The organism is Ruegeria sp. BHSC026 (genome assembly GCF_059613065.1).
In genome coordinates, this window is record NZ_JBXWRV010000003.1 from 217,276 (window position 1) to 242,058 (window position 24,783).

At 62.2% G+C, this 24,783-nt stretch carries 22 protein-coding genes; 13 read left to right on the plus strand and 9 right to left on the minus strand.

The window, feature by feature from the left end; all coding sequences use genetic code 11:
* Positions 1 to 5 precede the first annotated feature (5 nt).
* Positions 6 to 626: a J domain-containing protein gene (locus AC2FME_RS05525; protein ID WP_496711481.1), complete on the minus strand. Its 621-nt coding sequence runs from the start codon at positions 624 to 626 to the stop codon at positions 6 to 8.
* Positions 627 to 733: 107 nt separating this feature from the next.
* Between AC2FME_RS05525 and AC2FME_RS05530 the strand changes: the two genes are divergently transcribed.
* On the plus strand, positions 734 to 988 hold the full coding sequence (locus AC2FME_RS05530) for a BolA family protein (RefSeq protein WP_490360767.1): 255 nt from the start codon (positions 734 to 736) through the stop codon (positions 986 to 988).
* A 97-nt stretch (positions 989 to 1,085) separates the two neighbouring features.
* Here the strand turns inward: AC2FME_RS05530 and AC2FME_RS05535 are convergent, their stop codons facing one another.
* Positions 1,086 to 1,523: a DUF4177 domain-containing protein gene (locus tag AC2FME_RS05535; protein WP_496711480.1), complete on the minus strand. Its 438-nt coding sequence runs from the start codon at positions 1,521 to 1,523 to the stop codon at positions 1,086 to 1,088.
* A gap of 358 nt (positions 1,524 to 1,881) precedes the next feature.
* Between AC2FME_RS05535 and AC2FME_RS05540 the strand changes: the two genes are divergently transcribed.
* Complete coding sequence (locus tag AC2FME_RS05540) at positions 1,882 to 2,796, plus strand: calcium-binding protein (RefSeq protein ID WP_496799857.1); 915 nt, start codon at positions 1,882 to 1,884, stop codon at positions 2,794 to 2,796.
* A 234-nt stretch (positions 2,797 to 3,030) separates the two neighbouring features.
* Here AC2FME_RS05540 and gatB read toward each other — a convergent pair whose 3' ends face one another.
* From gatB to pepN, 4 genes are all read right to left on the minus strand, one after another.
* Complete coding sequence (gene gatB, locus AC2FME_RS05545; RefSeq protein WP_496799858.1) at positions 3,031 to 4,542, minus strand: Asp-tRNA(Asn)/Glu-tRNA(Gln) amidotransferase subunit GatB; 1,512 nt, start codon at positions 4,540 to 4,542, stop codon at positions 3,031 to 3,033.
* Positions 4,543 to 4,632: 90 nt separating this feature from the next.
* Positions 4,633 to 5,886, minus strand: a complete 1,254-nt coding sequence (locus AC2FME_RS05550; RefSeq protein ID WP_496799859.1) for a hypothetical protein — start codon at positions 5,884 to 5,886, stop codon at positions 4,633 to 4,635.
* Between the two features lie 143 nt (positions 5,887 to 6,029).
* Positions 6,030 to 6,473 carry a hypothetical protein gene (locus AC2FME_RS05555; RefSeq protein ID WP_496799860.1) on the minus strand — a complete coding sequence of 148 codons (444 nt, stop codon included), beginning with the start codon at positions 6,471 to 6,473 and terminating at the stop codon, positions 6,030 to 6,032.
* Positions 6,470 to 9,022, minus strand: a complete 2,553-nt coding sequence (gene pepN, locus AC2FME_RS05560) for an aminopeptidase N (RefSeq protein ID WP_496799861.1) — start codon at positions 9,020 to 9,022, stop codon at positions 6,470 to 6,472. Before pepN ends, AC2FME_RS05555 begins: the two co-directional genes overlap by 4 nt.
* Before the next feature lie 207 nt (positions 9,023 to 9,229).
* On the opposite strand from pepN, the gene AC2FME_RS05565 reads away from it, so the two are divergent.
* The 5 genes from AC2FME_RS05565 to AC2FME_RS05585 all read left to right on the plus strand — a co-directional run bounded on the left by AC2FME_RS05565 (position 9,230) and on the right by AC2FME_RS05585 (position 14,428).
* On the plus strand, positions 9,230 to 11,365 hold the full coding sequence (locus AC2FME_RS05565; protein ID WP_496799862.1) for a malate synthase G: 2,136 nt from the start codon (positions 9,230 to 9,232) through the stop codon (positions 11,363 to 11,365).
* Between the two features lie 36 nt (positions 11,366 to 11,401).
* On the plus strand, positions 11,402 to 11,827 hold the full coding sequence (locus AC2FME_RS05570; RefSeq protein WP_496678876.1) for a GlcG/HbpS family heme-binding protein: 426 nt from the start codon (positions 11,402 to 11,404) through the stop codon (positions 11,825 to 11,827).
* A 189-nt stretch (positions 11,828 to 12,016) separates the two neighbouring features.
* Entirely contained in the window at positions 12,017 to 12,796 is a 780-nt protein-coding gene (locus AC2FME_RS05575; protein WP_490360757.1) for a gamma-glutamyl-gamma-aminobutyrate hydrolase family protein, read from the plus strand.
* Positions 12,797 to 12,975: 179 nt separating this feature from the next.
* Entirely contained in the window at positions 12,976 to 13,665 is a 690-nt protein-coding gene (locus tag AC2FME_RS05580; RefSeq protein ID WP_496799863.1) for a hypothetical protein, read from the plus strand.
* Complete coding sequence (locus tag AC2FME_RS05585; RefSeq protein WP_496799864.1) at positions 13,655 to 14,428, plus strand: autotransporter outer membrane beta-barrel domain-containing protein; 774 nt, start codon at positions 13,655 to 13,657, stop codon at positions 14,426 to 14,428. The genes AC2FME_RS05580 and AC2FME_RS05585 overlap by 11 nt, the downstream gene beginning before the upstream one ends.
* Positions 14,429 to 14,488: 60 nt before the next feature.
* Here AC2FME_RS05585 and AC2FME_RS05590 read toward each other — a convergent pair whose 3' ends face one another.
* Together AC2FME_RS05590 and AC2FME_RS05595 are read right to left on the minus strand one after the other, a co-directional pair.
* On the minus strand, positions 14,489 to 16,729 hold the full coding sequence (locus AC2FME_RS05590) for a xanthine dehydrogenase family protein molybdopterin-binding subunit (RefSeq protein WP_496799865.1): 2,241 nt from the start codon (positions 16,727 to 16,729) through the stop codon (positions 14,489 to 14,491).
* A 3-nt stretch (positions 16,730 to 16,732) separates the two neighbouring features.
* Positions 16,733 to 17,197, minus strand: coding sequence for a (2Fe-2S)-binding protein (locus AC2FME_RS05595; RefSeq protein ID WP_496799866.1), 465 nt, complete (start codon positions 17,195 to 17,197; stop codon positions 16,733 to 16,735).
* A gap of 99 nt (positions 17,198 to 17,296) precedes the next feature.
* On the opposite strand from AC2FME_RS05595, the gene AC2FME_RS05600 reads away from it, so the two are divergent.
* Positions 17,297 to 17,875 (plus strand): TetR/AcrR family transcriptional regulator, encoded by a 579-nt coding sequence (locus AC2FME_RS05600; RefSeq protein ID WP_496799867.1) that lies wholly within the window; start codon positions 17,297 to 17,299, stop codon positions 17,873 to 17,875.
* Here the strand turns inward: AC2FME_RS05600 and kynU are convergent.
* Positions 17,868 to 19,061 (minus strand): kynureninase, encoded by a 1,194-nt coding sequence (kynU, locus tag AC2FME_RS05605; protein WP_496799868.1) that lies wholly within the window; start codon positions 19,059 to 19,061, stop codon positions 17,868 to 17,870. The two genes, AC2FME_RS05600 and kynU, sit on opposite strands and share 8 nt — an antisense overlap.
* A 200-nt stretch (positions 19,062 to 19,261) precedes the next feature.
* On the opposite strand from kynU, the gene AC2FME_RS05610 reads away from it, so the two are divergent.
* From AC2FME_RS05610 to AC2FME_RS05630, 5 genes are all read left to right on the plus strand, one after another.
* Positions 19,262 to 19,711: a methyltransferase family protein gene (locus AC2FME_RS05610; protein ID WP_496686059.1), complete on the plus strand. Its 450-nt coding sequence runs from the start codon at positions 19,262 to 19,264 to the stop codon at positions 19,709 to 19,711.
* 130 nt (positions 19,712 to 19,841) lie between these two features.
* On the plus strand, positions 19,842 to 21,410 hold the full coding sequence (locus AC2FME_RS05615) for a Re/Si-specific NAD(P)(+) transhydrogenase subunit alpha (protein WP_496799869.1): 1,569 nt from the start codon (positions 19,842 to 19,844) through the stop codon (positions 21,408 to 21,410).
* Positions 21,411 to 21,423: 13 nt separating this feature from the next.
* Positions 21,424 to 22,878 (plus strand): NAD(P)(+) transhydrogenase (Re/Si-specific) subunit beta, encoded by a 1,455-nt coding sequence (locus tag AC2FME_RS05620; protein WP_496678892.1) that lies wholly within the window; start codon positions 21,424 to 21,426, stop codon positions 22,876 to 22,878.
* Between the two features lie 98 nt (positions 22,879 to 22,976).
* Entirely contained in the window at positions 22,977 to 23,333 is a 357-nt protein-coding gene (locus AC2FME_RS05625) for a VOC family protein (protein WP_496799870.1), read from the plus strand.
* A gap of 106 nt (positions 23,334 to 23,439) precedes the next feature.
* Positions 23,440 to 24,717, plus strand: a complete 1,278-nt coding sequence (locus AC2FME_RS05630; protein ID WP_496799871.1) for a DUF3422 family protein — start codon at positions 23,440 to 23,442, stop codon at positions 24,715 to 24,717.
* Positions 24,718 to 24,783: the final 66 nt, after the last annotated feature.

Sequence of the window (24,783 nt, forward strand, 5' to 3'; positions counted from 1 at the left end):
AAGCTTTACTTGAAATTGCGGCTGTCCTTGATCTGGTCCCAGGCCCAGACCACTTCCTGCAATTGTTCTTCCTGACTGCGGTCGCCGCCGTTCATGTCGGGATGCAGAACCTTGATCAGCTTCTTGTAGGCCTTGCGCACTTCGGCTTTGGTCCAGTTGTCCTTGGCTTCGAGGATCTCGATCGCCCGGCGTTCGGTGGGCGGCAGGCGTCGGCCCGTGGCTTCGCGGCCCCGGTTCTTCGTGGCCTTCTCGCCCAGCACCTGATGCGGGTCCTCGATCCCAAGGCGGGCCCAGGCGCGCGCCTCAGGGTCGCCCATCGGTTTGGTCTCGCGCTCCCACACCTTGTCCTTGGACCGCTGCGCGTTCAGCTCGGCCTCGGTCGTTCCGTCGAAGAAATTCCACTTCTGGTTATACTCGCGCACGTGCTGCTGGCAGAACCAGAAATAGTCATCCAGCACGTCGGGCGCCTTGGGCGCGCGGTATTTCCCCGGTTCGTTACAGCCTTCGTGATCGCAGACGCGGGTCGATGTTTCGGATGCGCCCGACATGCCCCGGCGGCCGCGCGGGTTTTTCTTCTTGGCACTGGACACCGAGATGTCGAAACCGAAGGGATCAGGTTTTACCATGTGCTCATCCTCACGAACGCGTCTTTTCGACTCGGAGGCAGCAGTTTAATCTAAGTGACCGAAAGTAGAAGAGGGGCGCGGCAAATTATTTGTCCACGAGCACGAAAATGACCATGACCGAGGAAATTCGCACCCGCCTGCAGGCGGCTTTCGACCCCTATGAGCTTGAGGTCGTGGACGACAGCGAAAGCCATCGCGGCCATGCCGGGTTTCGCGAAGGCGGCGAAAGCCATTTCAACGTCCGCATCCGCGCCGCGGCCTTTGCCGGTCAGTCCCGTGTGGCCCGCCATCGTGCCGTGCACAAAGCGCTAGGAGACGTCGTGCCGCGCATCCACGCGCTGGCGCTGGACATTGGCGACTGATTGCGCCACGGCCGGCGGAAGGCGATCAGAGCGCTGGCAAGCAACCGGCGCATGCCCGAAATCCGCGCATCCAGCCAGGCGGTGTGGCGGTAATGGTTCAGTTGCCCCGGGTATCTTTTTCGGCCTCGTCCGGCTTGGCCTCGGGGGTGTCTTTGTCCGGCTTCGACGTCAGCGGCGGGTCGTCATTATCCTGCGCGATCGGGGCCGGTGCGTCGGGGCCGGGAACCGGACGCGCCAAGGGAGTATCGTCCTGTTCGGGCGGGGTCAGAAAGGCCTCGGCTTCATCGGCCGGCAATTCGGTCTCGACCGCCCGCCGGAACACCAGAACATTGCGCCAGTTCGTGGTGCTGCCGGTCAGTCCCACCCGCTCTTCGCTGGGCAGCAGTTCGGCGCTCTGATATTCCCAACCTTCCGCGCCCATCTCATTCAATAGCTGCTCGATGGTGACGGCAAACCGGCCCTCGGGCGTTTTGACCCCTTTGGCCTTGGTGCCTTTCTTGGGGGCCGGGACGACCTTGTATTCGTAACGCTGCATACACAACCTCAAAATTGTTGAAGGGGTTATAGCAGCGTGTTCCCCAAACGCCATAGCACCACTTGTATGACGACCGCACTATATAGGCAGATTTTTCCATTTGGATACTCGGTAAAGGTGCATTGATTGACATACTCGCCTGACACGCGTCTACTAATTGACGTTGGGTTAATTAGTTTGGGGGGGCGTTATGGCTCGAGCGATTGCGTATCGCGGCGTTGATATACCGAACACATCTGTATGGTTTGGTTTTGTGCAGGTCGCAAACTCGGGGAGGATCGTTATTTCGGATGGGTTTCGGAAAACGATCTACGAAGGCAGTTTCAGGTATGATGCGGCAGGGCGCGTGTCCGGAACTATGAACAAGATCACCGAGTTTGCGGGTGGTCAGAAACTATACACTGTGACTGGAATTGGCGCGAGTGCCGCAGCGCTGTACAATGCAATCCAGATACAAGCGAACTTTCAAAAAGCGGCAGCAATTGTTCTTGCAAAAAGCGATAGCCTAACCGGTTCGTTGTTTGCTGATAGTATTAAGTCATTTGCAGGAAATGACATCGTCAACGCTCGGGATGGAGACGACACGGTGTGGGCCGGAAGTGGTAACGATGTCGTCCGAGGTGGACTAGGAAACGACACCGTTTTTGGCAACCAAGGCAATGACAGACTAATTGGTCAGGCTGGAGTGGACAAACTCGTCGGACAGTCCGGGAACGATGTCCTTTCCGGCGGCAGTGGCGACGACGTACTGATCGGTGGCGGCGGCAGCGACCGAGTTTATGGCGGTGCCGGCAACGACATTCTGAACGGCGGGCGCGCGGCGGATATTTTGAGAGGCGGCGGCGACAATGATACTCTCATTGGTGGATCTGGTAACGACAACCTAGCTGGGGGTTCGGGAGACGACATCCTGCAGGGCGGTGCCGGTCGTGACATCCTTGCCGGAGGTGCCGGTGCGGACCAGTTCGTATTCAAAGCTGTTTCCGAGTCGCGTGTTGGAGGAACGAAACGGGACGTCGTTACAGATTTCGTTCAAGGGGAAGATGTTATTGATGTTTCCGCTATCGATGCAACGTCGCAACCTTTGGATCAGGCTTTTACGTTTATTGGAGAAGCCGCGTTCTCTGGCACCGAAGGTGAATTGCGTTTCGTCAAAAACACGACAAGCGGAGTTACAGTCGTGAGCGCGGATATCGATGGGGATGGCTCTGCCGATTTCCAAGTTCAATTGACTGGTATCTTCGATCTGAACCAGACGGATTTTATTCTGTAGGGAAGTTTCCGCGGCAGCCAGCGTCATCCTTGTTGCAGCGAGAATCATAGATCGCCAACAATGACCGCCCTGACCGACGGTTTTCGTCGCCTATCAGCGCCGAAGGCGATGCCACGATCAAGAACCGTTCGGCAACGGGTAGCTTTCGTTCAATCGAGCCGGGCCCGTGTTTGCAAGACTGTTGACTACAAACCGGACAAACCCAGTTGCCCGGCCTGTACAAACCGAAAGACCTTATTGGCCCAGCTTCTGCGCAACCAACTGGTTGACTGCCTTGGGGTTGGCCTTGCCGCCGGTGGCCTTCATCACCTGTCCGACGAACCAACCGGCCAGTTTCGGGTTCACCTTGGCCTTCTCGACCTGGGCGGGATTGGCGGCGATGATCTCGTCCAGCGCAGCCTCGATGGCACCGGTGTCCGTCACCTGCTTCATGCCGCGCTCTTCGACGATCTGCGCCGGGTCGCCGCCTTCTGTATAAACGATCTCGAACAGCTCCTTGGCGATCTTGCCCGAGATGGCGTCCGAGGCGATCAGGTCGATGATTCCGCCCAGCTGTGCGGGCGAAACCGGCGAGTCGGTGATGTCGCGGTCGTCTTTCTTCAGGCGGCCAAACAGCTCGTTGATGACCCAGTTCGCGGCCAGCTTGCCGTTGCGGCCCTTGGCGACCTCTTCGAAGTACACCGCCGATTCAACCTCGGCGGTCAGCACTGATGCGTCATAGTCGGTCAGGCCGAAATCGTTGATGAAACGGGCCTTTTTCTCGTCCGGCAGCTCGGGCAGCTTGGCGGCGATGTCATCGACCCAGGCCTGCTCGATTTCCAGCGGCAGCAGGTCGGGGTCGGGGAAGTAGCGATAGTCATGCGCCTCTTCCTTGGACCGCATCGAGCGCGTCTCGCCTTTGTCGGGATCATACAGGCGGGTTTCCTGCTCGACCTTGCCGCCGGCCTCGACGATGGCGATCTGGCGACGCGCCTCGACCTCGATGGCTTGCTGGATGAAGCGCATCGAGTTCATGTTCTTGATCTCGCAACGCGTGCCCAGGTACGAAAAGTCCTGCGTTTCCATGTATTTCTCATAGTCGCCGGGGCGGCAGATCGACACGTTCACGTCGGCCCGCAGGTTGCCGTTCTGCATGTTGCCGTCGCAGGTGCCCAGATAGCGCATGATCTGGCGAAGCTTGGCGACATAGGCGGCGGCCTCTTCCGGCCCGCGGATGTCGGGGCGGCTGACGATCTCCATCAGGCAGACGCCGGTGCGGTTGAGGTCGACGAAGGACATGTTCGGATCCATGTCGTGGATCGACTTGCCCGCGTCCTGCTCCATGTGGATACGCTCGATCCGCACCTTGCGCGCGGTGCCGTCGCCCATCTCGACCAGCACTTCGCCTTCGCCCACGATCGGGTGATACAGCTGGCTGATCTGGTAGCCCTGCGGCAGGTCGGGGTAGAAATAGTTCTTTCGGTCAAAGGCTGATTTCAGGTTGATCTGCGCCTTCAGGCCCAAGCCGGTGCGCACGGCCTGGGCCACGCAAAATTCGTTGATCACCGGCAGCATGCCCGGCATGGCCGCATCCACGAAGGACACGTTCGAGTTCGGCTCGGCCCCGAATTTGGTCGATGCCCCCGAGAACAGCTTGGCATTGGACGAGACCTGCGCGTGCACCTCCATCCCGATCACCAGTTCCCAGTCGTGCTTGGCACCGGCGATGGTCTTGGGTTTGGGCAGTTCATAGGTCAAGTCGAGCATGGCGCGCCTCATTTCCGCAGAAGTCTAGGCCTGCGTATTAGGCCCGGACCGTCCAAGGGGCAAGGGGCAAAGGCGCGGGGAGCGCGAATCTCAGGGGGTGTTCAACTGCAGGCCCGAGGGTGTGAAGGTCACGACAGTCCCGTCGCGCAGCTCGTCGCGGAACAGGTCGCTGATGGCGTGCAGGGCGGCGCGGTGTCCCCGCGCGGCGTACCGTTCGGGCGATTGCACTCGGACCGAGTTGTTGAACCCGTTCGCCGCGTGCGCCCAGATCAGCGGGTGCAACTCGGTCAGGTGGTCGCGGATCAACCATTGGGCGGCGTCGGCGATGCGGCTGCGCACCAGATCGGCCTGTTCGTTCAGACATTGGCCACTTTGCATGGTCAGGGCGCAATAGGACGCCAGCAGGTTGACCGTCTGCTGGTCGGGCCTGCGGGCGACGATGTCGGACAGGCCCTGCAGGAAATAGTCGGTGTCCAGGCGGGCACAGGCGATCTCGTCCATCGCGATGGCGTCGAACTGGACCCAGGCGTATCCGCCTGCGCCCCAGATTGATTGCGTGTTGGCTGCGGCGCGCAGGGCCCGCAACTCCAGTTCCTCGTAGCTGCCGAACCAGCGGGGCAGCAGATGGCAGCCCATCGCGCGCATGTGCCGGGGGTTGTACGGATCCAGCGCGATCAACCGTTCATACCGGTCCGCGACGCGTCGGGTGCCGGCCGGTTGCCCGCCCAGCAGGGCACAGTCGGCCGCAGCCATGATCGGGCTGTCGGCTGTTGCTGGCCGCCATCGCGACAGGATGGCACCGGCGCGATCGAAATGTGCCGCGCAGCGGGCCCGGTTCAACGGTGGAAGCGTTGAAACCTGTGCGGTCCCCCGCCATGCCCATGCAAGGTCGATATGGGCCAGGGCTACGATCAGCGCGATGATCGGGTCGCCGGGGTGGTCCTGCATCACGCCTTCCAGTTCCGAAATTCCGGCCAGCACATCATACTCGGCAAATGCCTTGCCGTCGGATAACGCATGTTCAACCGCCAGAACCACATCCGAACGTGCGCCGAAGGCCAACAGGTCTGCCACGGGAGCCCCGTCGGGTGCCGTGGCGCGGGTTTGGTCGGCCGTTCGGATTTCGGCGGACAGCTCGGCCCAGCGATCTTGGCGGGCCAGATGGCGGCCCCGATCGATCCGATCCTGTCCCGTTGGCACGTCAGTCTGCGCGACGGGAATGTTCAGCCGGCCGACATGGTGTAGGCAGTCCGCAGCGGGATCGACCTGCGCGACGTGCTGATGCGGCGTAGATTGGAGAAATCCTTTGAGGGGCGCAAGCCCCGCCCTGAAAGACCGGAACATGAGGAACACTCGGACTATTTGAAACTCGTAAAAAACCAAGTCCCAGTCTGCTGGGGAATTGTGCAAAATTCAAGATGTCGGGCGCAGGTGCGCAAAAACGGCGATGGATCAGGTTCAATGGGCCTGGAAACAGCGGTATCGTTTCAGAAAACCGTGAAATGATGCCGGTCGACCCGGAAACCGGCCTGTTGCAGCGCCTGTTCCAGCTGTTTGTGCGGCGGAAGGGCCTCGTCCGGCAGGCGCAACCGCTTGCCGTTGGTCAGCACCATCGAAACGCGCACCGAAAAGTCCCAGCGTGTGTCGAAGCGGAAGAAGTCAATCTCGGTCAGGTCGATCTCGCCCTGCCGTGCGCCCGAATGCCAGCGCAGTTTTGCAGGCTCCAGGTTCAGCCCGGCATCGGTGTCGCGCAGCACGTCCCACAGCGCGGGCAGGGTGCCCAGCGCCAGCAACCCAATCAGCCACCAAGCCGCGTCGAAAATCAGCACAAGTGCCAGCAGCCCCGCATAGACAGCGGCCAGAATGGCGATGCTGCGGGGCGACCGGTTGTGGCGGGTAAAGCGGAACCCAGAGCCTTCGGGCGCCGTCATGCCCCGAGGATGCGCGAGATCATCTCGGTCGTGTCGCGCGACAGGTTCGGGGTTTCGGCGATGCGAGTCAGGTGGGCGCGGATCAGGTCCTGACGGTCGGCGTCATAGCGTTTCCAGGTCTGGAAGGCGGTGCACATGCGCGCAGTGGTCTGCGGGTTGACCGGGTCCAGCCGGATCAGCCAGTCGGCCAGCAAGGCGTAGGACGCGCCGCTGGCATGGTGGAACCCGGCGTGGTTCATTGCCAGTCCACCCATCAGCGCACGGAACCGATTGGGGTTCTTCCAGTTGAAATCGGGATGCTCGGACAGGGCGCGGGCGATCCGCGGCGCATCGTCCGGTGCGGCCAGCGAGGCTTGAAGCCCGAACCATTTGTCCAGAACCAGCCGGTCGTGGTGCCACTGGTCGTAGAATGCCGCCAGTTCCGCCTGACCTTTGCCGGCCCGCAGCAGGCAAGACAGGGCGCTGAGCTGCAGGGTCATGTTGTCGGCCTTGGCATAGACCTCGGCCGCCATGGCGCCGCCGTCCAGCCGGGTGGTCAGCGCCAGCGCGGCGCTGCCCAATGCGCGCTTTCCAGCCTGTTCGGCATCGGGCGAATAGGGGCCGTCCACCAGCGCCTCGGAGTGCAGGCGGGGCAACAGGTCCTGCATATGTTGGGCGGTGGCTTGTCGTAGGGTCTCGACCGCGCGCCAGATCGCCATCGGGTCGGGCGTTTTGCCCTGTTCGTGCAGCGCGGCGGCCAGTTCGGATTGGGTCGGCAGACCCAGCATCAGTGCACGATAGGCCGGGTCCAGATCGGCGTCGCGCAGAACGGCCAGCAAGCCATCCAGATATTCGGCATCGGGGGCCGCGTCCTGTGTGATCATGCGCAGCAAGGTGTCCTGCGCCAGCGTCCGTCCGGCCTCCCACCGGTTGAACGGATCGGTGTCATGGGCCAGCAAAAACGCGCGTTCGGCGTTGGGTCGGTCATGCTCCAGGATCACCGGCGCCGAGAACCCCCGCAGGATCGAGGCGACGGGCCGCGTGGCCAGCCCATCGAAGGTGAAGCTCTGGCGCACTTCGGTCAGTTCCAACACCTCGGTGCCGCGCACCTCGTTGCCATTGGGACCCAGCAGGCCCACGGCCACGGGGATCACCTGCGGCAGCTTCTCGGGTTGGCCGGGCGTGGGTGGGGTGCTCTGGGACAGGGTCAGGGTATAGGTGCCGTCGGCCCAATCCTCCTCGACCTTCACCCGGGGCGTGCCGGACTGGCTGTACCACCGCTTGAACTGGGTCAGGTCGCGGCCGGTCGTGTCCTCGAACACTTTCAGCCAGTCCTCGATCGTACAGGCCTGCCCGTCGTGGCGTTCAAAATACAGGTCCAGCGCCTTGGAATAGGCCTCGTCCCCCACCAGCGTTTTCAGCATGCCGATCACCTCGGCGCCTTTTTCATAGACGGTCGCGGTGTAGAAGTTGTTGATCTCCTGAAAGCTCTCGGGGCGCACGGGGTGCGATAGCGGCCCGTTGTCCTCGGGGAACTGGCGCGCGCGCAGGTCGATCACGTCATGGATGCGCTTGACCGGGGCCGAGCGCATGTCAGAGGTGAACTGCGCGTCGCGGAACACGGTCAGCCCCTCTTTCAGGCACAGCTGGAACCAGTCGCGGCAGGTGATGCGGTTGCCGGTCCAGTTGTGGAAATACTCATGCGCGATGATCGCCTCGATCCGTTCGAAATTGGCATCGGTCGAGGTTTCAGGGCTGGCCAGCACCGCAGACGAGTTGAAGATGTTCAGCCCCTTGTTCTCCATCGCGCCCATGTTGAAGTCATCCACGGCGACGATGTTGAACACGTCCAGATCGTATTCGCGGCCATAGACGTCCTCGTCCCATTTCATTGACCGCTTCAGCGCGTCCATGCCAAAGGCGCATTTGCCCTCATCCCCGGGGCGGACCCAGAGGTTCAGATCCACATGCCGGCCCGAATTGGTGGTGAAGCTGTCGGAATGGGCAACCAGGTCTCCGGCGACCAGAGCGAACAGATAGGCGGGCTTGGGCCAGGGGTCGGTCCATTCGGCCCAGCCTTCGCCCTTGCCCGTGGGGTTGCCGTTGGACAGCAGCACCGGCAGGTCACCGTTGATGCGAACGGTGAAGGTGGACATCACGTCGGGCCGGTCGGGGTAGAAGGTGATCTTGCGGAATCCCTCGGCCTCGCACTGGGTGCAATACATGCCGTTGGACATGTACAGCCCTTCGAGCGCGGTGTTGTTGCCGGGGTCGATCTCGACCTCGGCCTCCCAGATGAACGGCGCGTCGGGGACGCTTGCGGTCAGGCCCTTTTCGGTGACATCGGGGGTGATCGGGGTGCCGTCGATACTGGCGCGGATCAGCTTCAGCTCTTCACCATGCAAAAAGAACGTGCGGTCGGTGGCCTGCGGATTGGGGCGGAACGCGATGCGCGATGTCACGCGCGTTGCATTCGGCGCCAGATCGAAGATCAGGTGAACGCTGTCGACGATGTAACCGAACGGCGAGTAGTCCTTGAGGTAAATCGTTGTGGGGGCGGCGTCACGCATCGGGGGCCTCTGGTGTATGGATGTTGGGCGCGAAGTTAGGGGGATCATGAATTGGCTGCAAGGCGATCGAAGCCATGGGTGGCCCGGGGATGTCGATTTTTGGTAAAAAAATTTTACCAAAAATTGAACGCAGAAGTTGCCTATCGGAAACGCTCGGCTTATTTGGTGAACTAGACCAATGTTACGACAGGGCGGGAGATTCGATTCATGAGCGGCAGACAAGACCGGCACGGGCTGAACGTAGACACGGTTCTGGCCGAATTCATTGAGCAGCAGGCGCTGCCGGGAACCGGGGTGGCCCCCGATGCGTTCTGGGCGGGCCTCGCGCGGATGGTGGCCGAGTTGGGGCCGCAGAACCGCGAATTGCTGGACAAGCGCGCCGAGATCCAAAGCCGGATCGACGCATGGCACCTGGCCCGCAAGGGGCAACCCATCGACATGGCCGAGTACCAAGCCTTTCTGCGCGAAATCGGCTATCTGCTGGATGAAGGCCCCGATTTCCAGATCGACACGGCGAATGTCGACCCCGAGATCGCCGCGACGCCCGGCCCGCAGCTGGTGGTGCCGATCACCAATGCGCGTTTTGCCCTGAACGCGGCCAACGCCCGCTGGGGCAGCCTGTATGACGCGCTCTATGGCACCGACGCGATGGGCGACCTGCCGCAAGGGAGCGGCTATGACGCGGCCCGCGGTGCGCGGGTCATCGCCTGGGCCAAGGCGTTTCTGGACGAGGCAGCACCGCTGGCCCAAGGCAGCTGGGCCGATGTATCCGGTCTGAAGGTCGAAGGCGGCGCATTGGTTCCGGCGCTGGCCGAGCCCGGGAAATTCGTGGGCTTCGGCGGCCGAGCCGAGGTCCCGGACTTCGTGCTGCTGAAGAACAACGGCCTGCACATCCAGATCATGATTGACCCGTCCAGCACCATTGGAGCCTCGGACCCGGCGGGCATCTCCGATGTGCGCCTGGAGTCGGCCCTGTCCACCATCATGGACTGCGAAGATTCGGTGGCTTGCGTCGATGCCGAGGACAAGGTCGTGGCCTATGGCAACTGGCTGGGCCTGATGAAAGGCGATCTGACCGAAGAGGTCACGAAGGGCGGCCATACATTTACCCGCAAACTGTCCGAGGACATCGCCTTTACCCGGCCCGACGGATCGGCCGGCAGCCTCAAGGGCCGGTCGCTGATGCTGGTGCGCAATGTGGGCCACCTGATGACCAACCCAGCCGTGCTGGACGCCGAGGGCAACGAGATCGGCGAGGGGCTGATGGACGCTCTGTGCACCACGCTGATCGCGATGCACGACCTGCAGCGTGATGGCGGCAACTCGGTCCATGGTTCGGTCTATGTGGTCAAGCCCAAGATGCACGGACCCGAAGAGGTGGCGTTTTCGGTCCGGATCTTCGACATGGTCGAGGACATTCTGGGCCTGCCGCGCAACACCGTGAAACTGGGCATCATGGATGAGGAACGCCGGACTTCGGTAAACCTCAAGGAGTGCATCCGCGCCGCGAAATCGCGGGTGGCCTTCATCAATACCGGATTCCTCGACCGGACGGGGGATGAAATCCATACCTCGATGGAGGCCGGGCCGATGCTGCCCAAGGGCGACATGAAGAATACGCCATGGATCCAGTCCTACGAGGATCGCAATGTCGATATCGGGCTGGCCTGCGGTCTGAAGGGGCGGGCGCAGATCGGCAAGGGCATGTGGGCCATGCCCGACCGGATGGGCGAGATGCTCGAGGCCAAGATTGGCCACCCCATGGCCGGTGCGACCTGCGCCTGGGTGCCGTCGCCCACCGCAGCGACCCTGCACGCGACTCATTACCACAAGGTGGACGTCTTGGCCCGTCAGGACGAGATCGCTGCCGGAGGCCCGCGCGGCACGCTCGACGATCTGCTGACCATCCCGCTGCTTGGCGGCCGCAACCTCAGCGACGACGAGATCACCCGCGAGATCGAGAACAACGCACAGGGCATCCTGGGATACGTCGTACGCTGGGTCGATCAGGGCGTCGGCTGCTCGAAGGTGCCCGATATCAACGACGTGGGTCTGATGGAGGATCGCGCCACCTGCCGGATCTCGAGCCAGGCGCTGGCCAACTGGCTGCATCACGACGTGATCAGCGCCGATCATGTGATGGCCGCGATGAAGAAGATGGCCGCAGTGGTTGACCGTCAGAACGCGGACGACCCGGCCTATCAGCCCATGGCACCGGGTTACGACGGCATCGCCTTCCAGGCCGCCTGCGACCTGGTGTTCAAGGGGCGGGTGCAGCCCTCGGGCTATACCGAGCCGGTCCTGCATGCGCGACGGCTGGAACTGAAGGCCCGTCAGGGCTAGAACCGGGACAGACCACCGCAGACAGAGGACAAGATCATGTCGGTTTCACTCAGAAAGGCCCGCACCATCATTCGCAAAACCCTTGAGAAAGGGCGCGAGATGGACCTGAAACCCCTGTCGGTGGTGGTGCTGGACGCTGGCGGCCATGTCATCGCCTTCGAGCGCGAGGACGGCGCGGCCCCCGGCCGGTTCGCGATTGCCCATGGCAAGGCCTATGGATCGGTCATGCTGGGCATGGCAGGCACCGCCCAGATGCAGCGGGCCGAGGCGCAGGCCTATTTCATGGCCGCGGTGAATGGGGTCTATGGCGGTCAGGTCGTGCCGGTGCCGGGCGGCGTGCTGTTGCGCGACCGCAAGGGCGCGGTGATCGGGGCCGTCGGCGTCACCGGCGACACCTCGGACAACGACGTGGTTGCAGCCATGGCCGGGATCGATGCCGCTGGGCTGACCGGCGAGACCTGATCGGTTGGTGCTGCCGTCACGCACACGGCAGATCGTTCGGGAAATCCGTCCAGCGCTCTGCGGAAATCGGAAACGATATGTGCGTATCTGAACACGTCCTTGCGCCATGGTGCAGGGCGTGTTTTCTTGCACGTTACTGAAGGGGCGGATAATTTCCGACCAGTGCATGTAAAACAGCAAGGTAGCGGAATGTCCCGACCCGTCGTTGGCATCATCGGCAATTCTTATCTGATGAACGACCAGTATCCCACCCATGCCGGTGGAACGATGAATTCGGACGCGGTCGCGAATGTTTCGAACTGTCTGCCGCTGCTGATCCCGGCCGACCCGCGCTATGTCGACGTGGCCGAGCTGCTTGAGGTTTGCGACGGTTTCTTGCTGACCGGTGGCCGCCCTAACGTTCACCCCGAGGAATACGGCGAGCCGGCAACTGACGCGCATGGTGAATTCGACCGGGCGCGTGATGCAATCACCCTGCCGCTGGTGCGGGCTTGCGTGGAACGCGGCCAGCCCTTTCTGGGCATCTGCCGAGGGTTCCAAGAGGTCAACGTGGCCATGGGCGGCACTTTGTACCCGGAAATCCGCGATCTGCCCGGCCGGATGAACCACCGCATGCCGCCCGATGGCACGCTGGAAGAGAAATTCGCCCTGCGCCATGTGGTCAAGCTGACGGAGGGCGGGGTTTTTCACCGACTGTTCGGCGCCAGTGAGGTGATGACCAATACGCTGCATGGGCAGGGCATCAAGACGGTGGGCAAGGGCGTGGTGATCGACGGCCACGCGCCGGATGGTACGCCCGAGGCGATCTATATCCAAGATGCGCCCGGGTTTACCCTGTCGGTGCAATGGCACCCGGAATGGGATGCCGCCAATGACCCGGTGTCGCGGCCCCTGTTTCAGGCCTTCGGCGACGCCGTTCGGGCCTGGGCTCGGGGAAACAAGGCTGCACCCTATCAAATGACGGCCTGATTGCCTTCCGGGCTCGTGCTAGGCGACGGTTGTCCGCCAGCTGTCGTTATTTGGGCATGGTGTCAGGAGTATTTTGGTAAGCGACCCCATGGGCGTTGCGAATTCCTTGATGCAACAGCAGGCTGTTGCTGACGTCGGCCCTTTTTCGGCGCAGGCGGCGGTTTTGAGGGAATTCACCGATGTCAAACCTTGGACAATTTGCCTTCCCGGTAGGACGCTGGGTGGTGCCGATGTTCACGGCGGCAGTCTTTTCGTCGGAAGCATTTGCGCAACAATGCGGTTCTTTGGGCGATTTGGTTTATATTGGACGAACCCGGGACTCTGCCTCTTCGGTTTGGTTGTCTGCAACGGGGCAGGGAAATTTCCGACTGGAAGCCGCCCAAGGCAATTCGACGGTCGACACGTGGAGCAGTTCGCGGAAGGGTGTTCATCTTTCGCTTTCGCCCTTTGTCTCCAATGGTAGCGGTGGCGTTCACCGGCTTTTCAAGCAAGGTGGTGCGCCAAATGGCAATGACTGCCTGATTGATACGCAAAACCAGAAACGTGATTGGACCTTGCCGGGCGGGGGTGGGGGTAACGGAGGCGGCAACGGCGGCTCGGGCGGCGGTTTTGGCGGTGGCGGCAACGGCGGTTCGGGCGGTGGTTTTGGTGGCAGCGGCAACGGCGGCTCGGGCGGTGGTGGTGTCGCCACGACAGCGGTGCCGCGCACGAGCAGTGGCAATGGCCGACGTGACTACTACCCAAGGTCTGCATGCGTTCAGGAGGCGTCGGGTAAGCTGGACCCGGCGCTGTGCGACCCGGTCGTGGGTCCACCACTGACGCCGGGACGGGAATGGGCGCCGCCCACCCCCCTGGAACGTGTGGTCTGATTTCACCTATACCGAAACCCAAGACACTCGGGGCTTTCGGGACACGGATATTTCAGACAGTTATTTCGCAGCGGGTATCGATCGGCTTGTTCGCGAGGACTTGGTACTTGGCTTTCAGGTCGAATACGAAAACACGAACACGCAAGGCTTCAGTGGTCAGCTTGCGAAGGATGTGAGTGGGGTGTCTGTGGGCCCCTATTTTTCATGGCGCTCCAGCGAAACCTGGGTTTTGACCGGCGTTGCAACATATGGCCGGTTTACAACGGACGTTTCAGTGTTGCAGCTGGATGGCAGCTTTGATCGTTCGCGTTGGCGGGCAAACCTCGAGGCGATCGGCCAGTATGAAGCTGGGGCTTTTGTTTTGCGCCCCTCCCTTGCCTTTGACTACTATGACTATGGCGCCGCGGAATTTGAACTGAGCGGTAGCTTAGCGGGAAGTCCCACGAACATCATGAGCGAAGTCGGCGGCGCGCGGTATGGTGCCCTGACACCCGAGTTGGAGATTAGTCGGCCCTTCGTGACCTCGAGATCCATCATGTCGCCTTACGTTTCAGTCAGCGCATCTTACTGGATAGACCGGGTAAATTTTGGTTTTGAAACGGCGGGGGCTGAATTAGACGATCTGACCTGGGCCACACGTCTGGGTGTGCGGGCGCAAGCCAGCGATGCCGTGTTTCTCGAAGCCTCGATAGGATACCTGAGCCTGTTCGAGGCCGATCTCGATTCAACCGAGGCGTCCATCTATCTTTCTGTGAACTTTTAGCCCCTGTGCGGTCACGCTTGAAAAAGACCGGCCAGGGCGACCATGCCGGTCTTTTTCGTTTCATACCAGCAGGTTGAACTGTTTGTTGAGCGGCAGGGTTCGGGCGCGCTGGCCGGTCAGGTCAAACAGCGCGTTGCCCAGCGCCGGCATCGAGGGCGGCGTGCCGGGTTCGCCCGCTCCACCCATGAAGCGATTGGTTTCCAGAACCTGAACCTCGACCTGCGGCGCGGTGTGCATGCGCAGCGCGTCATAGTCGGGGAAGTTCATTTGCTCGACCTCGCCGTCGGCAAAGGTGATTTCGCCATAGCATGCCGCCGACAGGCCATACATCATGCCGCCGAACATCTGCGCCTTTACGTTATCCGGGTCCAGCGCCAGTCCCATGTCGCAGGCGATCCAGGCCTTGCTGATACGGATGGTGCCGTCTTCGTCCACCACCTCGATCACCTGCGCGACCGGGGTACCGAAGCTGTAGGTGAAGGCCACGCCGCGCCCCAAGCCATCTGGGGTCTTGCCCGTCCAGCCGGACATGTCGCGCACCGCCTCAAGGCACCCGGCCGAGGGCGCATGTTCGTCGCGCATCAATTCCAGCCGGAACTCCAGCGGGTCGCGTCCGGCGGCATGGGCCATCTCGTCGATGAATGTCTCGTGGAAGAAGCCGTTGTGGCTGTTGCCGACCGAGCGCCAGAAACCTACAGGGATCTTCAGTTCGGCGATGTGCCCGCTCATGCGATAGTTCGGCACCGCGTAGGGCTGATTGAAGAACCCTTCGACCAGCACCTTGTCCGGGCCGGCGCCGGGCATTCCGGTGTAGCGCTCGACGGCTTGCTGCGTGCAGGACTGCGCGGCGACCGCACCGTCGATGAGCACTGCCTTGCCATCCTGAACCGCGCCGCGCATCCGGGCGATTGCGCCGGGGCGGTAGTAGTCGTGACGCATATCCTCTTCGCGACTCCAAGTCGTCTGGACCGGAGTGCCGGGTACCGCCATGGCAACCTTGGTTGCGATTTCGCCGAAATCCAATTCTCCACGGCGACCGAACCCGCCACCCAGATAGGTGGTGTGGATTTGGACTGCTTCGGTATCCAGGCCCGCGGTGTTGGCAACGCGGAACTGGATCAGCGTGGGCGCCTGGTTCCCGCACCACAATTCCAAGGCGTCGCCGGTAAACAGCGCGGTGGCGTTCATCGGTTCCATCGTGGCGTGGGCCAGGTAGGGGACAGTGTATTCAGCTTCGATCACTGTTGCGCCTTCGGGAACGGTGCTGACATCGCCGTCATCGCGCATGGTCGAGTTGGGATCGGCGTCGAAGGCCTTGGCGATCTCGGTAAAGATGGCTTCGGTTTCAGGGGGATAGGGGGCCTCGCCCCAATCGACGTCGATGGCCTCGACCGCCTGGTTTGCCAGCCAGGTGTTGGTGGCAATCACCGCAACGCCATTGCCAAGATCGACGATCTTTTCGACGCCCGGCATCGCGCGGGCGGCGCTGTCGTCAAAGCCGTACATCTGACCGCCGAGCCTGGGGTTCATCCGCACGCTGGCGAATTTCATGCCCGGAAGGCGCACGTCAACGCCGAACTGGGCCGTGCCGGTGGCCTTTTCCACCATGTCAAGACGCGGCAGGGTCCGGCCCAGATAGCGCCATTCAGACGGGTCGCGCAGGGGCGCCTCAATCGGATCCATCTGCGCCACGTCGGCAGCCAGCTCGGTATAGGCGATTTTGCTGCCATCAGGCGCGATGACGTGGCCCGAGCCGGTTTTCAACTGGTCGCGGTCAATGCCCAGCCGGTCGGCAGCCGCCTGTTTCAACGTTTCGCGGGCCGAGGCGCCGGCCGCGCGCATCCGCTCGAACCCGTCCTTCATCGAGGTCGATCCGCCGGTGACCTGCAGGCTGAGCGCCTTGCCGATCACGCCCAGGGCCTCTCCCAGGTTGTGCTGGAAGTTCGAGACGTCATAGCCCTTGTTGGGCAGGCTCTCGCCGATCAAGGCCGAGTTGTAATAGGCCGCCGCCGCAGGCCCGTGCAGAACGGTGACCTGATCCAGATCCACGTCCAGTTCTTCGGCGATCAGGGCGGCCCAGGTGGTTTTCACGCCCTGGCCCATCTCGGCGCGGGGCGCAAACAGGGTCACGCCGTTCTGATCGATCAGGATGAAGGGGTTCAGGGCCGCTTCGCCTTCGCCCGGTTTCAGCGGGTTTTTGGCAGGGCGATTGACGTAATAAACGCCGAAGGCCACGCCGCCGACGATGGCGGCAGACCCGATCAGGAAAGTGCGGCGCAGGATTTTTCCGATGCTGGCCATGGCTTAGGCCTCCTTCATCTTGACGGCGGCGTCGTGGATCGCGGCGCGGATGCGGGGATAGGTGCCGCAGCGGCACAGGTTGCCTTGCATCGCCTCGTCGATCTCGGCATCCGTGGGGGCGGGGTTTTCGGCCAGCAGCGCGGCGGCCTGCATGATCTGCCCCGACTGGCAATAGCCGCATTGCGCGACCTGATGGTCGACCCAGGCCTGCTGGATCGTGGCTAGGTTGTCGGGCGTTCCCAATCCTTCGATCGTGGTGACCTCGCCCCAGACATCCGACAGGGCGACTTGGCACGAGCGGACGGCTTCGCCATCGATATGCACCGTGCATGCTCCGCAGGCGGCCACCCCGCAGCCGAACTTGGTTCCGGTCAGGCCCACCTCATCGCGCAGCACCCACAGCAGGGGGACATCGTCGGGCAGATTGACCTGATGTGGCTTTCCGTTGATCGTCAGCGTGGTCGCCATGGCGCACCTCTTTTGGCTGTGGCTGGTTTCTGACATAATTTATGAAAAATGTCAGCGCGTCAATTGACAATTTCGCGAGAAACTGTCAGAGGTCAATTCATGGCGGAAAAACTGGATGATACACGGGCAAAGGCGATCCTGACTGCGGCGTTTCAGGCCTTTTCCGCCTATGGGTTCCGCAAGACCTCGATGGACGACATAGCGCGTGGCGCGGGCATGTCCCGTCCGGCGGTCTATCTGCACTACAAGAACAAAGAGGCCATCGTTCGCAGCCTGACGCAGGCGCATTACGCCGAAAAGATCGCGGCGGTGGCGCAGGCGCTGCAGGGCGATGGAGCGGTGTCCGACATTCTGGCGCGGGCGATTGACGCGCAAATCGCCGGGATGGCGGCCATCCTGGCGTCGCCGCATGGGCTTGAAATGCTGGATACCAGCAAGTCCACCGCTGCCGACATCGTGGCCGAGGGTGAGGCGGCGCTGGCGGATCTCTACGCCGTATGGCTGAAGCGCGAACTGGCGGCGGGTCGCGTGCGCCTGCCGGACGGTCCGGCCGAGACCGCGCGGACCATCACCGCCGCGCTGAAGGGGATCAAGATGACCGCCTCGAACGCCGAGGAGTTCGAGCAGCGCATCGCCCAGCTGACCGCGCTGATCGGCGCGGGGCTTGAGGTCAGGTAACCCGCTGCCGGATCTTGTATTCCGGTTTGTCCCACAAACGGTTTTGCATGATGTCCGCCAGGACCTCTACGGCGCGCGTCACGTCGCCTTCGTCGATATACAGCGGCGTGAAGCCGAACCGCATGATGTCGGGCGCGCGGAAATCCCCGATCACGCCGCGGGCGATCAGGGCCTGCATCGCCGCGTACCCGTCGGCAAAACGGAACGAGACCTGGCTGCCGCGCATTGCGGGGTCGCGGGGGCTGGCCAGTTCCAGATCGGGGCAGGTGGCCTCGACCTGCTGGATAAACTGTTCGGTCAGAGCGATGGACTTCGCGCGCACATCATCCATGTCGGCCATGTCCCAGATATCCATCGCGGCGGCCAGCGCGGTCATCTGGATCACCGGCGGCGTGCCGACGCGCATGCGCTCGATGCCTGCGCCGGGGCGATAGTCCAGGTCGAAGGCAAAGGGGGCCTCGTGTCCCAGCCAGCCGGACAGGGCCGGGCGCGCGGTGTCGGCCCATTTCGGCGCGACATAGATGAAGGCGGGGGCGCCCGGACCACCGTTGAGGTATTTGTAGGTGCACCCCACCGCGAAATCGGCGTTGCACCCGGCCAAGTCCACCGGGATGGCCCCGGCAGAGTGGGCAAGATCCCACACCGTGATGACGCCGCGTGCATGGGCCAGCTCGGTCAGCGCCTTCATGTCATGCATGCGGCCGGTGCGATAGTCGACCTCGGTCAGCATCAGCACGGCGACTTCATCGGTAATGTGCTCGGCCACGGCCTCGGGGTCCACGACCCGCAGCTCGTACTCCTCGCCCAGCGAGCGCAGCAGCCCGTCAGCCATGTAGAGATCGGAGGGAAAGTTGCCATTGTCGGACAGGACAACCTTGCGCCCCGGGTTCAGCTCCAATGCCGAGGCAACCGCCTGATAGACCTTGATCGACAGCGTGTCGCCCACCACGACCGTGCCGGGCGCGGCGCCGATCAAGCGGCCGATCCGATCGCCCAGGTCGGTCGGCATACCCATCCATCCGGCCTTGTTCCACCCGGTGATCAGCATCTGGCCCCATTCCTCGGTCAGCATTTTCTGCACCTTTACGGCCGCCGCCTTGGGCAGAGGGCCCAGCGAGTTGCCGTCCAGATACAGAACTCCTTCCGGCAGGTTGAACATGGCTTTGGTGGCGGCGAAATCGGTCATGCTGGATCCCTAGGGTTTTTCTTCTTTGATCTGGGGGTATCGGATCGACGCTGGACTGTCCATGATCGGGTGTTCAGGGGTCGATGGCCCGATTTCGGGTTGCGACACCTTGGGGTTTTGCCATCCTGTCATGAAAACGGTAGGACGTAAGTCGGAAGCGACAATCTGCCCGTGATTGTCGCGACAACGAAGGGATGCGAATGCGCCGTATCGACTTACCGCCACTGTGGCTTGTGGGCTTTGCGGCACTGGCTTGGTTGCAGGGCCGCTATCTGTCGTTCGGCCTTTCGCTGGAAGGCTGGTTCACGGATCTGCTGAGCGGGCTGTTGATCGGTGCAGGCATCCTGCTGGCGGTTCTGGCAATTGTCGAATTCCGCCGCCACCGTACGACGGTCATTCCGCATGAAACACCTTCGGCGCTGGTGCAGTCGGGCATTTACAAGCGCAGCCGCAATCCGATCTATCTGGGCGATGTCCTGATCCTTGCCGGGTTGATCCTACGCTTCGATGCCGTGTTGTCGATGGTGTTGGTTCCGGTCTTCGTCTGGGTGCTTGAACGGCGGTTCATCCTGCCCGAGGAAAACCGCCTTCGCCGCATCTTCCGTGCGGATTTCGCGCGCTACGAACGCAAAACCCGGCGCTGGATCTGAGATGCGCCGACCCGTGACACAACGTAATGAATGCTGCGCTTGCGAAATAATGTTGCGCGGGATACATGATTGCTTAACAGGAAATACCGATCAGCCGCTCGGACAGAGTGATAATTAGGGGGACTTGCCGGTGAAAATAGGCACGCCAAAGGAAATACTAAAGGGCGAGAACCGGGTCGCGATGACTCCGGAGTCGGCCGTTCAGTTGCAGAAACTGGGCTATGACTGCGCGATCGAGAAAGGGGCCGGCGCGGCCGCCGGGTTCTCGGACGAGGCTTACAAGGCCGTCGGGGTCGAAATCGTCAAGACCGCGGCTGCGCTGTGGAAAACGGCCGACATCATCGCCAAGGTGCGCGTGCCCACCGAAACCGAACTCAAGCGTCTGACCAAGGGCAAGACGCTGATCTCGTTCTTCAACCCGGCCGGGAACGAAGAAGGGATGGAACTGGCCAAGGAAAAGGGCGCGAACGTCATCGCGATGGAGATGGTGCCCCGCATTAGCCGCGCGCAGAAGATGGATGCGCTGTCGTCGATGGCCAACATCGCCGGCTATCGCGCCGTGATCGAGGCGGGCAACAATTTCGGCCGGTTCTTCACCGGTCAGGTCACCGCCGCGGGCAAGGTGCCGCCGGCCAAGGTTCTGGTCGTGGGCGCCGGCGTGGCCGGTCTGGCCGCGATCGGTACGGCCGTCAGCCTGGGTGCTGTGGTCTATGCGTTCGACGTGCGCCCCGAAGTGGCCGAACAGGTCGAATCCATGGGCGCCGAGTTCGTCTATCTGGATTTCCAGGACGATCAGGACGGCGCGGAAACCGGCGGCTATGCCAAGCCTTCTAGCCCCGAGTTCCGCGAGGCGCAGCTGGCCAAGTTCCGCGAGATGGCGCCCGAAATGGACATCGTCATCACCACGGCGCTGATCCCCAACCGCGAGGCGCCCGAGCTGTGGACCGAGGACATGGTTCAGTCGATGAAACGCGGCTCGGTCATCGTGGACCTCGCGGCCGAGAAGGGCGGCAACTGCAAGCTGACCGTTCCGGACGAAAAGATCGTCACCGACAATGGCGTCACCATCATCGGCTATACCGACTTCCCCAGCCGCATGGCGACGCAGGCCTCGATGCTGTACGCCACCAACATCCGGCACATGATGACCGATCTGACGCCCAACAAGGACGGGCAGATCGTTCACGACATGGAAGACGACGTGATCCGCGGAGCGACCGTGACCCACGAAGGGCAGATCACCTTCCCGCCGCCACCGCCCAAGGTGCAGGCCATCGCGGCCAAACCCAAGGCCGAGGTCAAGGAACTGACGCCCGAAGAAAAGCGCGCGCAAGAGATCGCGGCCTTCAAGGCGCAGACGAAACAGCAGGTGACGCTGCTGGGCGTGGGCGGTGCGCTGATGCTGTTGGTGGGGCTGGTGGCTCCGGCCAGCTTCATGCAGCACTTCATCGTTTTCGTGTTGTCGGTCTTCGTAGGCTTCCAGGTAATCTGGAACGTCAGCCACAGCCTGCACACGCCGTTGATGGCGATCACCAACGCGATTTCCTCGATCATCATCGTGGGAGCGTTGATGCAGATCGGGTCGGGGTCTTTCCTCGTCATTCTGCTGGCGGCGCTGTCAATCTTCATGGCCGGGATCAACATCTTCGGCGGTTTCCTCGTAACCCGGCGCATGCTCGCCATGTTCCAGAAATCTTAAGGAGGCCGGGCACATGGAATTTGGCTTCACCACCGCCGCCTATGTCGTTGCGGCTGTTCTGTTCATCCTTTCGCTCGGCGGTCTGTCGAACCAGGAAAGCGCCAAACGCGCGGTCTGGTACGGCATCGTCGGCATGGCGCTGGCGGTGTTCGCCACGCTGGTCGGCCCCGGATCGGGCCTGTGGCCACTGTCGCTGCTGCTGATCATCGGCGGCGGCCTGATCGGTCAATACGTGGCGCAGCGCGTCCAGATGACCGAGATGCCGCAGCTTGTGGCCGCCATGCACTCGCTGGTGGGTCTGGCGGCCGTATTCGTCGGCTACAATGCCCATTTCGAGATCAAGAACGTCGCCGAAGTCTTTGCGATCGTTGACGCGGCCAAGGATGCCGACCTGTCGGATCTGGGGGCCTTCGCGAAACTGATCGCCAAGAAAACCCCGGCCGAGCTGGCCATACTGCATGTCGAGCTGTTCCTGGGCATCTTCATCGGTGCGATCACCTTTACCGGTTCGGTCGTGGCCTATGGAAAGCTGGCCGGCAAGGTCACCTCGGCGGCAACCAAGCTGCCGGGCGGGCATGCGCTGAACGCGGCGGCGGCCGGCCTCTCGCTGATCTGTCTGATCTGGTACACCGCTTCGGGTGGCTTCTTCCCGCTGTTCCTGATGACGCTGGCGGCGCTGTTCATCGGTTATCACCTGATCATGGGCATCGGCGGTGCCGACATGCCGGTGGTAGTGTCGATGCTGAACAGCTATTCGGGCTGGGCTGCGGCGGCTATCGGTTTCTCGCTGGGGAACGACCTGCTGATCGTGGTCGGTGCGCTGGTTGGCTCGTCGGGTGCGATCCTTTCCTACATCATGTGCAAGGCGATGAACCGCCATTTTGTCAGCGTGATCCTGGGCGGCTTCGGCGGCCCGCAGGGCGAACAGATGGCCGTGGAAGGCGAACAGGTGGCCATCGACGCCGAAGGTGTCGCCGCAGCACTGAACGATGCCGACAGCATCATCATCGTGCCGGGGTATGGCATGGCGGTGGCACAGGCGCAGCAGTCGGTCAGTGAACTGGTGCGCAAGCTGCGCGCCAAAGGCAAGAACGTGCGCTTTGCCATCCACCCCGTTGCGGGCCGCCTGCCGGGCCACATGAACGTGCTGCTGGCCGAGGCCAAGGTACCCTATGACATCGTGCTAGAGATGGATGAGATCAACGATGATTTCCCGGACACGGACGCTGTCATTGTCATCGGCTCGAACGACATCGTGAACCCGGCCGCGCAGGAAGACCCGAACTCGCCCATCGCGGGGATGCCGGTGCTCGAAGTGTGGAAGGCCAAGCAGGTGATCGTCTCGAAACGCGGGCAGGGCACCGGGTATTCGGGTATCGAAAACCCGCTGTTCTACAAGGAAAACACCCGCATGTTCTATGGCGACGCCAAGCAGTCGCTGGACAAGCTGCTGCCAATGATCGACTAATCCGCGGCCCATATCCTTGGAAAAGGCGCCCCTCGTGGGCGCCTTTTTCCGTTTCAGGGTATGATGCCACAGCAACCCCCAACGGCACGAGGTGTTCCATGCATAAGGTAAACGGCATTGGCGGTGTGTTCTTTCGCGCCCGTGATCCGAAGGCTCTGTCGCAATGGTACGAGGCCCATCTGGGCGTCAACCACTATGACCCTGTCCCGTGGAAGCAGCGCGAAGGCTACACCGTTTTTGCCCCTTTCTCGGAAGATACGGACTATTTCGGTGATGCGGCGCAACAATGGATGATCAATTTCCGCGTCGACGATCTGGCGGCCATGGTCGACCAACTGCGCGCGGCTGGAATCGCGGTGGAGACCCGAGACGAATGGAACAGCGAGATCGGAACATTCGCCCGCTTGAACGACCCCGAGGGCAATCCGATCGAGCTCTGGCAGCCAAATCAATGAGATAGCTGGCTTGTATACCGCGGTATCCATGTAAGTACATGAAATAAAAAGAGAATTGATGAAATCAGTCGGTGTCGTATAGTGCCCAGAACACAAGGAGCCGTTCATGACGCCAATCGAGGATCATCCGCTGCGCTATACGTTGGCCAATGAATTGCACGCGCGGCCGTTCCCCGTTGCGCAGGCCCCGTGCACGGTTGTCTTCCTTGCGATCAAAAAACCGGTCGCCGCGGTGGCGCGCGACCGAGCCGAAGATATGGCCCACCTGATCGACCTGTTGGACCGCCATGCGGCGCAGCATCCGCAACCCGATGCCACCCACTATGCCGGCCAGATCGGGCGACATTGGTTGAAGTGGGAACACCACACGGAATTCGTGACCTACACGGCCATCACTCAGAATGTCAGCGAGCGCGCCTTCAACCCCGCCGATTTCGAGGTATTCCCCCCCGACTGGCTGATGGCCAGTCCGGGGCAGCGTGTGACCTCGATCATGCTGCGGGTGGTGCCGCGCCCGGATGACGGGGCCGCGCAAGCCGCGCTGGCGGACTGGTTCGAACCCGAAAGCTTGGCTGTGTCACAGGTGCTGGACGACTCGGCGATCTGCGCCAGCGATTTTCGCATCGACCCGGCGGGCCACATGCGGTTTGCCCTGTTCGTGTCCGAGGGCACCGGGCGTAGGCGTACCGGCCGGATCATCCAACGCCTGTGCGAGATCGAGACCTACAAGGCGATGTCCATGTTGGGCTTTGCCCGGGTCAAGGCCCTGATGCCCCAGATCGGCGAGTTGGACCGGCAACTGACCCAGCTGATGGGCGAGATGACCAAGGACACGACCCATCCTGACGATCTGTTGCCGCAATTGCTGGCCACGTCGACCGAGCTCGAGACGCTGTCGGCGCGTTCGGCTTTTCGCTTTGCCGCGACGGGGGCCTATGAGGCCATCGTGCACCAGAGAATCGAGGCGCTGCGCGAGGATCGCTTTCACGGGCGTCAGACATTTGCCGATTTCATGATGCGCCGCTATGACCCGGCCATGCGCACGGTAAAGGCGACCGAACGGCGACTGCAGGCGCTTTCGGACCGGGCCATTCGCGCCGGTGACCTGCTGCGAACGCGCGTCGATGTCGAGCGCAGCGCGCAGAACCAGGCTTTGTTGGAGAGCATGGACCGCCGGGCGGATCTGGCCCTGCGTCTGCAGCACACGGTCGAGGGTCTTTCAGTGGTGGCCATCAGCTATTATGCCGTGTCACTGGTCAGTTACCTGCTGTATCCGTTGACCAAGGCGGGGATCAGCAAGGGGATGTTGACCGCAGGCGTGACGCTGCCTGTTGTGGCGCTTGTCTGGTTGGCCGTGCGCCGTATCCGCCGCAAGCTGGAATAGGGCGGCTTGCCAACCCGCACGGCGCCTGTATTGCTGCAAGGCAGGCAATTCACAGGTGGGGCAGGG